Source organism: Amycolatopsis sp. NPDC048633, assembly GCF_040650695.1.
Classification (GTDB): Bacteria; Actinomycetota; Actinomycetes; order Mycobacteriales; family Pseudonocardiaceae; genus Amycolatopsis.
This window is the reverse complement of the sequence record NZ_JBEZHS010000010.1, coordinates 114,520-127,664: the sequence shown is the minus strand read 5'-3', so window position 1 is coordinate 127,664 and position 13,145 is coordinate 114,520. Positions and strand designations below refer to the sequence as shown.

General features: G+C 70.4%; 15 protein-coding genes and 1 tRNA gene. 12 read left to right on the top strand and 4 right to left on the bottom strand.

The window, feature by feature from the left end; translation table 11 throughout:
• Positions 1 to 289 precede the first annotated feature (289 nt).
• A complete protein-coding gene (locus AB0C38_RS20280) occupies positions 290 to 1,711 on the top strand; it encodes an LCP family protein (protein ID WP_360675626.1) in 1,422 nt (473 codons plus the stop codon).
• 201 nt (positions 1,712 to 1,912) lie between these two features.
• The gene (locus AB0C38_RS20275; RefSeq protein ID WP_286002468.1) at positions 1,913 to 2,383 is read left to right on the top strand and encodes a helix-turn-helix domain-containing protein; all 471 of its coding nucleotides are present in this window, start codon (positions 1,913 to 1,915) and stop codon (positions 2,381 to 2,383) included.
• 46 nt (positions 2,384 to 2,429) lie between these two features.
• Here the strand turns inward: AB0C38_RS20275 and AB0C38_RS20270 are convergent, their stop codons facing one another.
• Complete coding sequence (locus AB0C38_RS20270; RefSeq protein ID WP_360675303.1) at positions 2,430 to 3,887, bottom strand: NAD(P)/FAD-dependent oxidoreductase; 1,458 nt, start codon at positions 3,885 to 3,887, stop codon at positions 2,430 to 2,432.
• A 121-nt stretch (positions 3,888 to 4,008) separates the two neighbouring features.
• Here AB0C38_RS20270 and AB0C38_RS20265 point away from each other — a divergent pair, with 121 nt between their 5' ends.
• Positions 4,009 to 4,566 (top strand): helix-turn-helix domain-containing protein, encoded by a 558-nt coding sequence (locus tag AB0C38_RS20265; RefSeq protein WP_360675623.1) that lies wholly within the window; start codon positions 4,009 to 4,011, stop codon positions 4,564 to 4,566.
• Between the two features lie 221 nt (positions 4,567 to 4,787).
• Positions 4,788 to 5,267, top strand: a complete 480-nt coding sequence (locus AB0C38_RS20260) for a hypothetical protein (RefSeq protein ID WP_360675620.1) — start codon at positions 4,788 to 4,790, stop codon at positions 5,265 to 5,267.
• Positions 5,268 to 5,269: 2 nt separating this feature from the next.
• Here the strand turns inward: AB0C38_RS20260 and AB0C38_RS20255 are convergent, their stop codons facing one another.
• Positions 5,270 to 5,491 (bottom strand): DUF3618 domain-containing protein, encoded by a 222-nt coding sequence (locus AB0C38_RS20255; protein WP_360675300.1) that lies wholly within the window; start codon positions 5,489 to 5,491, stop codon positions 5,270 to 5,272.
• A gap of 98 nt (positions 5,492 to 5,589) precedes the next feature.
• Here AB0C38_RS20255 and AB0C38_RS20250 point away from each other — a divergent pair.
• A tRNA-Leu gene (locus AB0C38_RS20250) sits at positions 5,590 to 5,663 on the top strand.
• Positions 5,664 to 5,821: 158 nt separating this feature from the next.
• Here the strand turns inward: AB0C38_RS20250 and AB0C38_RS20245 are convergent.
• On the bottom strand, positions 5,822 to 6,772 hold the full coding sequence (locus AB0C38_RS20245; RefSeq protein ID WP_360675297.1) for a saccharopine dehydrogenase NADP-binding domain-containing protein: 951 nt from the start codon (positions 6,770 to 6,772) through the stop codon (positions 5,822 to 5,824).
• Positions 6,773 to 6,842: 70 nt separating this feature from the next.
• Here AB0C38_RS20245 and AB0C38_RS20240 point away from each other — a divergent pair, with 70 nt between their 5' ends.
• Positions 6,843 to 7,760 carry a helix-turn-helix domain-containing protein gene (locus tag AB0C38_RS20240; protein ID WP_360675294.1) on the top strand — a complete coding sequence of 306 codons (918 nt, stop codon included), beginning with the start codon at positions 6,843 to 6,845 and terminating at the stop codon, positions 7,758 to 7,760.
• A gap of 8 nt (positions 7,761 to 7,768) precedes the next feature.
• Complete coding sequence (locus AB0C38_RS20235) at positions 7,769 to 8,527, top strand: NAD(P)-binding domain-containing protein (RefSeq protein ID WP_360675291.1); 759 nt, start codon at positions 7,769 to 7,771, stop codon at positions 8,525 to 8,527.
• On the opposite strand, the gene AB0C38_RS20230 is transcribed toward AB0C38_RS20235, so the two are convergent.
• Positions 8,521 to 9,603: an aldo/keto reductase gene (locus AB0C38_RS20230; protein ID WP_360675288.1), complete on the bottom strand. Its 1,083-nt coding sequence runs from the start codon at positions 9,601 to 9,603 to the stop codon at positions 8,521 to 8,523. The genes AB0C38_RS20235 and AB0C38_RS20230 overlap by 7 nt on opposite strands.
• A gap of 141 nt (positions 9,604 to 9,744) precedes the next feature.
• Here AB0C38_RS20230 and AB0C38_RS20225 point away from each other — a divergent pair, with 141 nt between their 5' ends.
• From AB0C38_RS20225 to bcp, 5 genes are all read left to right on the top strand, one after another.
• A complete protein-coding gene (locus AB0C38_RS20225) occupies positions 9,745 to 10,638 on the top strand; it encodes an AraC family transcriptional regulator (protein WP_360675285.1) in 894 nt (297 codons plus the stop codon).
• 49 nt (positions 10,639 to 10,687) lie between these two features.
• The gene (locus AB0C38_RS20220) at positions 10,688 to 11,575 is read left to right on the top strand and encodes a hypothetical protein (RefSeq protein WP_360675281.1); all 888 of its coding nucleotides are present in this window, start codon (positions 10,688 to 10,690) and stop codon (positions 11,573 to 11,575) included.
• 134 nt (positions 11,576 to 11,709) lie between these two features.
• A complete protein-coding gene (locus AB0C38_RS20215; RefSeq protein ID WP_155541342.1) occupies positions 11,710 to 11,892 on the top strand; it encodes a hypothetical protein in 183 nt (60 codons plus the stop codon).
• 192 nt (positions 11,893 to 12,084) lie between these two features.
• On the top strand, positions 12,085 to 12,624 hold the full coding sequence (locus tag AB0C38_RS20210) for a hypothetical protein (protein ID WP_360675278.1): 540 nt from the start codon (positions 12,085 to 12,087) through the stop codon (positions 12,622 to 12,624).
• A gap of 16 nt (positions 12,625 to 12,640) precedes the next feature.
• A complete protein-coding gene (bcp, locus tag AB0C38_RS20205; RefSeq protein WP_360675275.1) occupies positions 12,641 to 13,114 on the top strand; it encodes a thioredoxin-dependent thiol peroxidase in 474 nt (157 codons plus the stop codon).
• The last annotated feature ends 31 nt before the right edge of the window (positions 13,115 to 13,145 follow it).

The window sequence follows — 13,145 nt, the reverse complement described above, 5'->3', positions numbered from 1 at the left end:
GCGTCCCAACCCCTAGCACGACCGATCGAAGCAGTGAGGAGTCGCCCGCGTGGATCACCCGCCTCGGAACGGGCAAGGCGACCGCCGCCCCGCTCGGCCCTGGCAGGACGAGCCAGGACGGGCCGACGCGCGGCGCGGCACCCCGCCACCGCGCCGTCCGGCACCTCGCCGTGAGCCGGTGGACGCGCGCCGCGGCGCCCCACCGCCCCGCCGCCCCCAGTCGCGGCCGACCCGCCGCAACTCCTTCCGCGGCGCGAAGATCGCGATGGCCGTCGTGTCGCTGCTGGTGATGGGCCTGACCGGGTACGCGTGGGCCGCCATGCAGGGCCTGGTCAACGGGCTGAACTACGCGAACGTGATCAGTGACGGCGGCGGTGGCGAAAAGCCCGCCGACGGCGCCCGCGACATCCTGCTGGTCGGCCTCGACAGCCGCACCGACGCCCAGGGCAACCCGCTCTCGCGCGAGGTGCTCGACGAGCTGCGGGCCGGCGAGGCCGACGGCGAGCTCAACACCGACTCGCTGATCTTCGTGCACATCCCGAACGACGGCAGCAAGGCCGTCGCGATGTCGCTGCCGCGCGACTCCTACGTCGACATCCCCGGCTACGGCAAGCACAAGATCAACTCCGCCTACGCCAGGGCGATGCTGCAGGCCCGCAAGGACCTGCAGAAGCAGGGCGTGACCGACCCCAAGCAGCTCGACGTCCAGGCCAACCAGGCCGGCGCGAAGGAGCTGATCCAGACCGTCGAGAAGCTCACCGGGTCGACCATCGACAACTACGCCGCGGTGAACCTGCTCGGCTTCAGCGACATCACCAAGGCCGTCGGCGGCGTCGACGTCTGCCTGAACAACAACGTCAAGGACCAGTACTCCGGCGCGAACTTCACCAAGGGCCAGCACACGATCTCGGGGGTCGAGGCGCTCGAGTTCGTCCGCCAGCGCCACGGCCTGCCGAACGGTGACCTCGACCGGGTCGTCCGCCAGCAGGTGTTCATGGCCGGCATGGCCCGCAAGGTGCTCTCGGCCGGCACGCTGACCAACCCGGGCAAGCTCAGCGACCTGATCGACGCGATCAAGAAGTCGGTCGTGCTCAACCAGAACTGGGACATCTTCGGGTTCGCCCAGCAGATGAAGGGCCTGACCGGCGGCCAGCTCGAGTTCCGCACCATCCCGGTGAAGAACATCGACTACAAGACCCCCGAAGACGGCTCGGCCATCCAGGTCGACCCGTCCGAGGTGAAGCAGTTCGTGCAGAGCCTCGCCGGGCCGCAGCCGGGTCAGACCGCGCCGCCGGCCGAGCAGGCCGACCCCGCGAACAAGGCGACGACGGTCGACGTCCGCAACGCCTCCGGCAAGACCGGCCTGGCCGCGAGCGTCGCCAAGACCCTCGAGGACAAGGGCTTCTCCTCCGGCGACACGGCGAACGCGACGTCGCGCAAGACCACGGTGATCTGGGTGCCGAAGGGCGGCAAGGACCAGGGCCAGGCGGTCGCGGACGCGCTCGGCGGCTCGCCGACGATCCAGGAGGACAAGAGCGTCAAGACGGGGCACGTGATGGTGTTCCTCGGCTCGGACTACGAAGGCACGAGCGCGGGTGCGAGCGCCGGCTCCGGTGCGGCCGCGGGCCCGACGTCGCAGGCCCCCGCCCCGCCGCCGGTCGCCGACGAGGACAAACCCATCACGGCCGAGGGCGTTCCCTGCGTCAACTGAGTCACGATGTCTGCAATTTGCACGGTACGGCCATCCGCCGTTAACCCGTTCGGCCTAACTCGCGCAATCGGTATCAAAGACATGCCTGAATCCGCGTAATGCGCGGCTGCCTGCGCACTTACATACACGTGAGGGTGCACGCGCACGGAAGTTGTCACGTCCGTGCGGGTGCCGTGGAGGAGCACGGCAGGGGACATTGATGTGCTGATCGACGCTGAGGACTATCAGCGGATACTCGGGGACGAGCTCCGCAAGCTCAGGCGCAGCCGAGGGTGGACGCGCAAGGAGCTGAACCAGCACCTGCAGAGTGAGATTTCGCTGCAGACGCTGGCCACCTACGAACTGGGCACCAGACAGTGTTCCGTGGTGCGCCTGGTCGAGCTGTGCGTCGCGATGGACGAGCTGCCCCAGGACCTGCTGGCCAAGGTGCACCGCCGGGTGTTCGTCGACGAGCCCGGCCGGGTCCGCGTCGACCTGCGCAAGGTCGTCGCCGACGCCTCCGCCGAGCTCCTTCCGCTGCGCCGCTGGGCCGAGGACCGGCTGCGCCAGGCCGGCGAGCACGGCGCCGCCGAGGTCGCGCTCGACCTGCCGGCGCTGGAGCGCATGGCCGAGCTGTGCGGGCTGCCGACCGTGGACCTGATCGGCCGCCTCCGCCGCTACGTCTCCCGCTGATCCCCCGCGGCCCCACCGGCCTCCTCCGCCGGTGGGGCCGCCCGGGTCAGCCGACCAGGAAGTCCTCGCGCCGGACCTTCCGCGTGTCCAGCCAGTACCGCCAGGTGAAGCCCGGCCAGATCGTCCGGTTGACGCCCTTCGCGTCCAGGTACCAGCTCTTGCAGCCGCCGCGCGTCCAGATGCCCTTCGCCAGCTTGCGCTGGATGTCGCCGTTGAACCGCTCCTGCACCTCGGGCTTCGGCTCGATGGCCTTCCCGCGGGCCAGCCGCAGCGCCTCGGCGACGTAGGAGATCTGGGCCTCGATCATGAACACCACGGAGTTGTGGCCGAGGCCGGTGTTCGGGCCGAGCAGGAAGAACAGGTTCGGGAAGCCGGCGACGGTGATCCCGAGGTGCGTCCGCATCCCCTCGGTCGCCCACTCCTTGCCCAGGTTGCGTCCGTCGCGCCCGACGATCTCCAGGTCGTCGAAGGCGTCGGTGACGTGGAAGCCGGTGCCGTAGACGATGACGTCGGCCTCGTGCTCGACCCCCGCGGCGTCCACGACGCTGTGCTCCCGGACCTCCTTGACGCCGTCGGTGACGACGTCGACGTTGTCCCGCGCCAGCGCCGGGTAGTAGTCGTTGGAGATGAGCACGCGCTTGCAGCCCATGGTGTAGTCCGGCGTGACCTTGCGCCGCAGCGCCGGGTCGGTGATCGCGCGGTCGATGTTGCGCTTGGCCAGGCGCTGGCCGAGCTTCATCACCCAGGACTGGCCGTTGAAGCCGATCGCGCGGGCTTCGAGCAGCCAGTACAGGACGTTCCGGTAGGCGCGCTGGGCCGGCGGGAACGCCTTGAACAGCGCGCGCGTGCGCCCGGACATCTCGTGGTCGGCCTTCGGCATGATCCACGGCGGCGTGCGCTGGAACAGCGTCAGCTCCCCCACCTCGGGCGCGATCTTCGGCACGAACTGGACCGCGCTCGCGCCGGTCCCGATGACGGCGACCTTCTTGCCGGCGAGGTCGACGTCGTGGCGCCACCGCGCGGAGTGGAACGCCGGACCGGCGAAGTTCTCGATCCCCGGTAGCTCCGGGACCATCGGCAGGTGCAGCGCGCCGACCCCGGCGACCAGCGCGCCCGCCACGAACTCGTCGCCGCCCCTCGTGGCGACGTGCCAGCGGTTCTCGTCGCCGTCCCAGCGGGCGCCGGTCATCTCCTGACCGAAGCGGACGAAGCGGCGCAGGTCGTACTTGTCGGCGACCTCGCGCATGTACCGCCAGATCTCCGGCTGCGGCGAGTACGCCCGCGACCAGCCCGGGTTCTGCTCGAAGGAGAACGAGTACATGTGCGACGGGATGTCGCAGGCGCAGCCGGGGTAGCTGTTGTCCCGCCAGGTGCCGCCGACGTCGTCCGCCTTCTCGAGGATGACGAAGTCGTCCCGCCCCTCCTTGCGCAGCTGGATCGCCATGCCGAGACCGGAGAACCCGGTCCCGACGATGACGACCCCGGTCTCCGTGCGGTTGCCCATCGCGCCTCCCGGCTGCCTGTTTGCCTGTTACCCGTCGTCCATCTTACTCAGAGTAGGTTACTACCGGTAGAGTGTCCCCGTGACCACCGCGAAGCGCAAGCGCATGCCCCGGGCCGAGCGGATGCGGCAGATGATCGAGGTCGCCGAGCAGGTGTTTTCGGCGCGCGGCTACGCGGCGGCGTCCATGGACGAGATCGCCGAGCTGGTGGGCGTCTCGAAGCCGATGCTCTACGAGTACTTCAACTCGAAGGAAGGCCTGCTGCTGGCCTGCATCCGCGAGTCACGGTCGATCCTGCGCGAGGTCACCGAACAGGCGATGGTCGGCGCGGCCACCGCCGAGGACGCGCTGCGCCGCGGACTGCTGGCCTTCTTCGTCTTCATCCGGGAACGGCGCGAGGCGTGGTCGCTGCTGCGCCACGAAATGGCCCTGATCGGCACGCCGGCCGCCGACGAGGTCGAGGAGACCCGGCGCCAGCAGACCGACCTGATCGCCGCGCTGATGAGCGGCTACTTCGACAGTGGCGACGACTTGCGAGCCGAAGCGGCCGCGGAATTCGTCGTCGGAGCCTGCGAGCGGCTCGCGATCTGGTGCGAGCGACACGATGAGATGAGCCCCGAAATGGCCACCGAATACGCCATGGACGTGCTGTGGAGCGGTCTGCGGAGCCGTGCACGGTAACCTGCTCGTGCATTAGGCCGTTCGGCTGTTACTCAGCGCTGTCGTGTCGTGTGACACAGAGTTGCTCTACGGTGCTGAAGACAAGGTATGAAGTGAGCTGGACTTTCACGACCGAGAGGGGGCGCGCCCCCGCATCTCCCCCGAAAACTGCGTCATGGGAATGCGGTAGCCGCGTCACGGTTGTGTAAAGCATGGTGGTGAGGGAGAGGGGCGTGAGGCAGATGGTGGAAGCGATCACGGCGACGTACATCCAAGAGGACGCCGACTGGGCGATCACGGTCAGCGGCCACGGCAAGGAGCTGACCGCCCGCGCACCCGGCATCATCGCCGCGCGCGACCGGGCCGACCAGCTGGTGGAGGAACTCGCCGGCGAGGGCAGGACAACCGTCGTGCACCTGATCAACGGCAGTGCACTGGACTTCACCAGCGCGTACATGACCGCCCGGCTGACGCTCCCGAAGCTGCCGCCGCTCGAGGTCCCGCCGCCCGGCAGCGTGCCGAAGCAGCAGACCACCGAGAAGGCCCCGGACGCGATCGTGCCGGCGGCTCCGACTCCGACAGCGGCTCCGGCGCCAGCACCGGTTCAGGAGAAGAAGCCCGCGCTGCCGCCTAGCAAGCAACTCCCCAAGGCAGTCGAGGAAAGCAAGCCGGCAGCCGAGCCGGCCCCCGCCGCCGAGAAAGCGGCCGAGGCCCGCGCCTAGCCCTACTTGAGCAGCTTGCGCACCAGCAGAACCAGCACGAGGAGACCCCCGCCGATCAGCGGGTACTTGACCTTCGGATTGTCCAGCTTGGCGCGCAAACCGTTCTTCGCCGCATCCGCGAGCTTCTTCGGGTCGGCCTTGACGGTCAACTGGTCGAGCGTCGCCGCCAAAGCCGTCCTGGCCTGCTCGATCTCACGCTCGATCGTCTCGGGATCGCGGGCCACGTGTCCTCCTCGCCGCAGTGACTACCGAGCCCCAACCTAGTCGACCGCCCCACCGCCGCCGCACGGGCCACGCCGCACGCTACGCTTCCGACTGCTGGGGGCCCGTAGCCCAATTGGCAGAGGCACACGGTTTAGGTCCGTGCCAGTGAGAGTTCGAGTCTCTCCGGGCCCACCCGCTCCAATCCCTGCTCGGCGCTCCGCGCCTTCCGCCGGGCTCGTCGCTCCTTCATAGCTTCTGGGGGTGCAACCCCCAGACCCCGCCCGGCGGGCTCCGCCCCCGGACCCCCGTCGTGGTCGCCTTGGGTTCTTCGGCCGCCGGTGGCCGCGTGGTTAGGTGCGGTCGATCTTGATGTGCGGGGCCAGTGCCTCCAGGAAGTCTGGTGCGTCGAACATCTCTCCTGGTGAGGCCACTCCTCCCTTTGTCCTTGTGCGGCCGGTCAGGATTCGGTCCACCGCCTCCACCGCCAGGGGTGCGCTGACCGCGTAGATGTCTTCGCCTCGCGCGGTGATTCGGCGTTCTTCGTCGCCTGCGCGGACTACTACGTCGACTACGAAACTTTCGGCCGAGTCGCGCTTGCCACCTGCGAACAGGTCCTTTGCCGCGTTGGCCGTCATGTAGCTCGTCACGCTGGGCACCTTCAGGTGGCGTGGGATCGTCACTATGTCGGCCATCGAGAACTCCCCGAAGACCGGCTGTGGGCCCAGGGGTGCCGGGAACGTCCAGTCGAGTGTTGGCAGGGCGTCGTCTCGGTGCTCCAGCGTGCCGTTCGCGTAGCGGACTCGCTGGCCGTTGCGGCGTTCGCGGCTTACTCGGCCGGCTGAGAGAGTGCCTGCCGTTGGGTGCCAGCTGCTCAGGGCGTACGCCACGTGGATCTCGTCGGCCTCCGGCAGGTCGCCCATCGCCGCCGTCGCCATCAGGTCGCCCAGACCGCCGAAGAACGCCATTGCCGGCACCACCACGCTGTCCACCTCCAGCGCGAACGTGTCGAGGTTCGCCTCGATCTCGGCCGCGACGTCCACGTACGGGACGCCGGCGCGGACTGCTGCTTCGACCACCGGGATCGCTGTTGCGGCGAACGGGCCCGCGCAGTTGATCACCGCCGCGACGCCTTCCAGCGCTCGGTCGAGCGATGCCGGGTCGTCGACTGAGGCCGGCCGTCCGCCCGGCAGCTTGGCCGCGTCGCGGCCGGAAAGGATCGGCTCGAAGCCGCGTCTGCGCAGCTCAGCCACCACGAACCGCCCTGTGTGCCCGTAGGCGCCGTATACCAATACTGAAGTCATGCACCCATCTTCGTGACCGTTTGCCGGCGGTACCAGTGTCCGGAACGACGGGATGCGTACACTTTCGGACATGCACACAGTCGCGCTGGCCGCCACCGACGGGATGCTGTCGTTCGAGCTGACGATCGCGTCCGAGGTGTTCGGCGAGGACCCGCGGTACGACTTCGCCGTCTGCGGCTCGGGCCCGGTGCGGGTCGGTCGCTTCCTCCTCGAACCCGACCACGGCTTCGACCGGCTCACGCGCGCCGGGACGGTCATCGTGCCGGGCTGGGCCGACGTCAGCACGGACCCGCCGGCCGATCTGATCGAGGCCGTGCAGGCGGCCCACGCGGCCGGCGCGCGGGTGGCGTCCCTCTGCACGGGGGCCTTCGTACTGGCCGCGGCCGGCCTCCTGGACGGCCTCCGCGCGACGACGCACTGGGCGCACACCGACGTCCTCGCCGCCCGGTTCCCGCAGGTGACGGTGGATCCGCACGTGCTGTACGTGGACAACGGCAGCGTGCTGACGTCGGCGGGCAAGGCCGCGGCGATGGACCTGTGCCTGCACCTCGTCCGCGCCGACCACGGCCCGGCCGCCGCCAACGCGGTCGCCCGTCGCCTGGTGGTGCCCCCGCACCGGGCGGGCGGCCAGGCCCAGTACGTGTCGGCCCCGGTCCCCGCCCGCGACGACCACCCCCTCTCCGCGCTCCTCCCGTGGATCACGGCCCGGCTCGACCAGCCGCTGACGGTGGAGGACCTGGCCAAGCAGGCGAAGGTGAGCGCCCGCCACCTGACTCGCCACTTCCACGCGGCAACAGGCACGACGCCGCTGCAGTGGCTGCTGGTCCAGCGGATCCGCCGGGCCCAGGAACTGCTGGAGAAAACGGACGCGGGAGTCGACACGATCGCGGCGGCAGTCGGCATGGGCACGGCGACGACGTTGCGCCGGCACTTCAACCGCACGGTCGGCGTACCCCCGGACACCTACCGGCGGACGTTCCGAGGTTAGGGTTCGCCATGCAGTCGTACGGGTTCGTGGGCACCGGCGAGATCACCGCCGCCATCGTCGAAGGCCTCAGCGCGGACGTTCCCGCGCCGCCCGCCGTCTTCCTCTCCCCGCGCAACCACGACATCGCCCACGAGCTCGCCGCGCGGTTCCCGAACGTGCGGGTGTGTGCCGGCAACCAGGAAGTGCTCGACCGCGCGGTCACCGTCGTCATCGCCGTGCGCCCGCAGGTCGTCGCGGAAGTGCTGGCGGAACTCACCTTCCGGCCGGAGCACGTCGTCGTGAGCGCCGTCGCCGCCGTGCCCCTGGACCGGCTCGCGGACTGGGTCGCACCGGCCACGCGGATCGTCCGGTCCATCCCGCTGCCGACCACGAGCCGCCGGGCCGGCCGCACCGCGATGTACCCCGACGACGCCGACGCCCGGGCTCTGTTCGAAAGCGTCGGCGACGTCGTCGTCCCGGCGGACGAAACGACCCTCGCCACCTTCAGCGCCGCGACCGCCACCTTCGCCGCGCACCTCGGCCAGCTCGCCGCCATCGCGGGCTGGATGGCCGAGCACGGCGTCGCCCCCGAGGACGCCGACGCCTACATCGCCCACGTCTACGGCGAGCTCGGCCGCACTCTCGCCCGCCACGACGGCACCCTCGAGGAGCTCGCCGCCAAGCACATGACGCCCGGCGGCATCAACGAGCAGTTCCGGGCCACCATGCGGGACATCCCCACGAGACGCGGCCTCGACGAGGTCCTCGCCCGCGTACGAGGTCAGTAGCGCACGTCGCTCTGCAGCAGCGGCGGGTACACAGTGGACGGTTCGCCGTCGACCGTCGTGCCCGCGAACTGCAGCATCGCGCGCTGGGCACCGTGCATCGGGGCCGGGTAGTCCAGCGTCGGCGCGGAGACCTCGTCCAGCCGGGCGAGATCCTGGTGGGAAAGCGTCACCTCCAGCCCCGCGAGGTTGCCGGTCAGGTGCTCCAGCCGCCGGGCGCCGACGATCGGGACCACCGTGCCCGGCCGGGCACGCAGCCACGCCAGGGAAACCGCCGCGGACGTCGTGTCCAGCGCCGAAGCGATCGAAGCGACCACGTCGATGACGGCGTACTCCTCCTCCGAAGGACCGCCCACGAAAGCCGTGCGGGCGGAGTCCGGAGCCGCGGAGTCGCGCCGGTACTTGCCCGACAGGAAGCCGTTCTTCAGCGGGCTCCACGGCGTCAGCGCGATACCCTGGTCACGCGCGAACGGCGCCAGCTCCCCCTCCACCGTCCGCGCCAGCAGCGAGTACTCCACCTGCAGCGCGACCAACGGCGTCCAGCCCCGCAGCAGCGCCGTCGTCTGGGCCTGCGCCGTGACCCACGCCGGGGTGTTCGAGAAGCCGACGTAGCGGATCTTGCCCGCGCGGACGAGGTCGTCGAGGGTCCGCATGGTCTCCTCGATCGGCGTGTGGCGGTCCCAGTTGTGCAGCCAGTACAGGTCGAGGTGGTCGGTCCGCAGCCGCCGGAGGGACTCGTCGAGCTGGGCGATGATCGACGCGCGCCCCGCGCCGCCGCCGTTGGGGTCGCCCGGGTGCATGTTGCCGAAGAACTTCGACGCGAGCACCACGTGCGAGCGCAGGCCCGGCCGCGCCGCGAAGAAGTCGCCGAGGATCTTCTCCGAGTGGCCGTTCGTGTAGAAGTTGGCCGTGTCGACGAAGTTCCCGCCGTGGTCGAGGTAAGTCGCGAGGATCTTCTCGGACTCTTCGACGCTGCAGCCGGCGCCGCCGGGATCCTCGCCGAAGGTCATCGCGCCGAGCGCGAACGGGCTGACGCGGAGCCCGGAGCGGCCGAGGGTGACGTAGTGGTCGAGTGACATGAAACTCTCCTCAGGTGTCGGATTGACCACCACCAGGAAACCGCGAACCACCAGCACAGCGGTAGATCGATCGCCGCGGACTCTTGCACGATCCTCGCGACTTGGATTGCCATGGGCAAACAGACGTGCTTTCCTCGAAGAGTGCTGACCGAGCTCCGCGACCTCGTCGCCTCCCATGCGCGCGCCGACCTGCGCACGCCGATCCCGGGTCTGCTGCTGTCCGAAGTGGACACCAGCGAGCCGCATCACTCGCTGGCGGAACCACTCCTGGTCGTGATGGCCCAGGGCGGCAAGCGCCTGCTGCTCGGCGAGCAGGTGCACGAGTACCGCGCCGGGCAGTACCTGCTGGTCAGCACCGATCTGCCGGTGACCGGCCACTTCGTCGGCGCGACGCCGGAGACGCCGGCGCTCGGCGTGGGCCTGGCGCTGCGGCCCGCGGCCATCGCTCCGCTGCTGCTCGAAGCCCCGCCCGGCCGGTTCTCGCGCACGCCGCCGCCGTCGCCGATCGCGACCGGGGACGCCGGGCCCGAGCTGCTCGACGCCGTCGTCCGGCTGGTGCGGCTGCTCGATCACCCCGCCGACGCGCCCGTGCTCGCCCCGCTGATCGAGCGGGAGATCCTCTGGCGGCTGCTGACCGGCCCGCACGGCGGCTTGGTCCGGCAGATCGGCCTGGCCGACAGCGGGCTGGCGCACGTCGGCCGCGCGATCCGGTGGATCCGCGAGAACCACGCCGAACCGATGCGGATCGACGAGCTCGCGAGGCTGAGCGGGATGAGCCCGTCGGCGTTCCACCGGCACTTCCGCGCGGTCACCGCGATGAGCCCGCTGCAGTTCCAGAAGCGCATCCGCCTGCAGGAGGCCCGCTCGCTGCTGCTGGCCGACGCGGGCGACGTCGCGGGCATCGGGCACCTCGTCGGCTACGACAGCCCGTCGCAGTTCAACCGCGAGTACCGCCGCCTGTTCGGCGCCCCGCCCGGCCAGGACGCGGCGCGGCTGCGCGCGGCCGCCGCCCCGGCCGGGCCGCGGCTGCCGTGAGGTCCGATCCGTTCAAGACCCGCAGGGCCGCCGATGCGACGCTGAGCGCATGGCTGTGAACCTTTCCACGGCGGCGTCGTTCATGGCGACGCACGCCCGGCTCCTCGACCGACGCCGCTTCGAGCTGCTCCGCGGCGAAACCGACGCCGATGCCGTGCTGGCCGCCGTCGACGGCTACCGCAACCCCGACGGGGGCTACGGCTGGGGCCTCGAGCCCGACCTGCGCGCGCCCGAGAGCCAGCCCGGCGGCGCCCTCCACGCCTTCGAGGTGTTCGAGGACATCGGGCCGGTCACCACCCCGCACGCGGCCCGGCTCTGCGACTGGCTCGCGTCGGTTTCCACGCCGGACGGCGGTCTCCCCTTCGCCCTGCCCGTGGCGGACCCGGCGGGCTGCGCGCCGTTCTGGGTCCAGGCCGACCCGGCGCAGGCCGCACTGCAGAGCACGGCGTTCGCCACCAGTGCCGCCCTGCGCGTCGCCCGCCACGACCCGGCGGTGCGCGAACACCCGTGGCTCGCCGCGGCGACGGAGTACTGCTTCCGCGAAATCCGCGCCCTGACCGAGGCCCCGCACGCGATCGCGCTGTCGTTCGCGGTGGGCTTCGTGGACGCCGCGCACGACCTCCACCCGGAGGCCGCGGCGCTGCTGGACCGGCTGGCGGCGTTCGTCTCGCCCGACGGCCTGGTCCCGGTGGCCGGCGGTTCGGAGGGGGAAACCCTGCGCGCACTGGACTTCGCGCCGCTGCCGGACCGCCCGGCCCGCGCGCTGTTCAAGGACGCCGTGATCGACGCGGAGCTGCAGCGGCTCGCCGGCGAGCAGCACGACGACGGCGGCTGGCGGGTCGACTTCGCGAGCTATTCACCCGCGGCGGAGCTCGAATGGAGCGGCTACGCGACGGTCCGCGCGGTCTCGATCCTGCAGCGCAACGGAGTCATCTGAAGATCTACACGAGCAACGTCGGAGTTCACCCGCCCGTGGCACGTCGGGTCACGGGCGGTGAGCGGTCACGCGCCTTCCGGTGAGCACGGCCGTACCCGTACTGTGACGGGGAAGCCGGTGCCCGGAGGTGAAGCATGTCGTCGCGAAACCCGTTGAGCTGGTTCACCCGCTGGGCCGACTGGTTCGAGGAACGCGGCGTCTACGTGCCCGGCGAAGAGAGCCGCGCGGTCGATCCGGTGCGCGATTTCGGCTGGTTGATGGCCTCGTGGGTGGTCGGCGTGGCGATCTTCATCCTGCTGTTCGCACTCGCGGTTTAAGTGGCATATCGAGGGTGATTGTCACCACCCGTGCCTTTCCGGTCACGGATTGGCCACGGCGCGGCACCAGGTGCGCGACAACCCCCCGTGTCCGCTCGTAACCACGCGCGATCACGGCCAGAGTGGAGCGGGTTCGCCCGGCACGCCCCGATGCCGAACGGCAACCCCGACCCGCCGACTGGAGTACCCGCGATGGCGCTCGCGCGCACGTGCAAGATCATGTTCACCACAGGACTGCTTTCCCTGGCGGTGGCGTGCGGGGTCCCCTCGGCGCAGGACGGCACGGCGGCCCTCGGCGCGGGCGGCGGCCAAGCGGGCGCCAGCGCGGCGCAGGCGGGCAACGACCTCAAGTTCGGCGCCGACCACCGGTTCGCCAGCGGTGTCACCATTTCGGTCGGCTCACCGGAGTCGTTCAAGCCCAGCGCGTCGGCATACCCGCGCAGCCCGCGCGGCGCGGCGTTCGACGTCCTGCTGACGAACGACGGCGCGACGACGTACAAGCTTTCGGGCCTCACCGTCAACGCCACCTCCTCGGGCACGCCGGTCAAGCAGGTCGTGGACACGACCCAGGGGTTCACCGGCATCGCCGACGCGGGCAAGGACGTGGCACCGGGCCGCTCGGTGCACGTCACGCTGGCTTTCGCGGTACCGCAGGAAGCAACGCAGCTGCGCCTGCAGATCCGTCCGAGCGCGACCGAGGCCGCCGCGGTCACCTACTGCGGTCCCGCCTGACGTTAGGCTTCGGTCCATGACCGAGCGACTTTCCCCCGGCGACGAAGCCCCGGACTTCACCCTGCCCGACAGCGAGGGCAAGGACGTCTCGCTGCGCGACTTCCGCGGCAAGTCCGTCGTCGTGTACTTCTACCCGGCGGCGAGCACCCCGGGCTGCACCAAGCAGGCCTGCGACTTCCGCGACAACCTCGCCGAGCTGAACGACGCCGGCTACCAGGTCATCGGCATCTCGCCGGACAAGCAGGCGAAGCTCGCGAAGTTCGTCGAGAACGAGAAGCTGACCTTCCCGATGCTCGGCGACCCGGAGAAGACAGTCATCGAAGCCTGGGGCGCGTACGGCGAGAAGAAGAACTACGGCAAGACCTACCTGGGCGTGATCCGCTCGACCTTCGTCGTCGACGCCGGCGGCAAGATCGCCCACGCCTTCTACAACGTCCGCGCAACCGGGCACGTGGCCAAGCTGATCCGCGACCTCGGCGTCGCCTCCTGATCGGTAGCGGTCCACAGTAGACAGACACACC

Bases quoted from the DNA above. Each gene is read 5' to 3' on its own strand.
- AB0C38_RS20220 (WP_360675281.1), top strand. From the start codon at position 10,688: ATGGCTGTGAACCTTTCCACGGCGGCGTCGTTCATGGCGACGCACGCC.
- AB0C38_RS20270 (WP_360675303.1), bottom strand. From the start codon at position 3,887: ATGGGCAACCGCACGGAGACCGGGGTCGTCATCGTCGGGACCGGGTTC.
- AB0C38_RS20210 (WP_360675278.1), top strand. From the start codon at position 12,085: ATGGCGCTCGCGCGCACGTGCAAGATCATGTTCACCACAGGACTGCTT.
- AB0C38_RS20260 (WP_360675620.1), top strand. From the start codon at position 4,788: ATGGTGGAAGCGATCACGGCGACGTACATCCAAGAGGACGCCGACTGG.
- AB0C38_RS20265 (WP_360675623.1), top strand. From the start codon at position 4,009: ATGCGGCAGATGATCGAGGTCGCCGAGCAGGTGTTTTCGGCGCGCGGC.
- AB0C38_RS20245 (WP_360675297.1), bottom strand. From the start codon at position 6,772: ATGACTTCAGTATTGGTATACGGCGCCTACGGGCACACAGGGCGGTTC.
- AB0C38_RS20230 (WP_360675288.1), bottom strand. From the start codon at position 9,603: ATGTCACTCGACCACTACGTCACCCTCGGCCGCTCCGGGCTCCGCGTC.
- bcp (WP_360675275.1), top strand. From the start codon at position 12,641: ATGACCGAGCGACTTTCCCCCGGCGACGAAGCCCCGGACTTCACCCTG.
- AB0C38_RS20215 (WP_155541342.1), top strand. From the start codon at position 11,710: ATGTCGTCGCGAAACCCGTTGAGCTGGTTCACCCGCTGGGCCGACTGG.
- AB0C38_RS20235 (WP_360675291.1), top strand. From the start codon at position 7,769: ATGCAGTCGTACGGGTTCGTGGGCACCGGCGAGATCACCGCCGCCATC.
- AB0C38_RS20240 (WP_360675294.1), top strand. From the start codon at position 6,843: ATGCACACAGTCGCGCTGGCCGCCACCGACGGGATGCTGTCGTTCGAG.
- AB0C38_RS20280 (WP_360675626.1), top strand. From the start codon at position 290: ATGGGCCTGACCGGGTACGCGTGGGCCGCCATGCAGGGCCTGGTCAAC.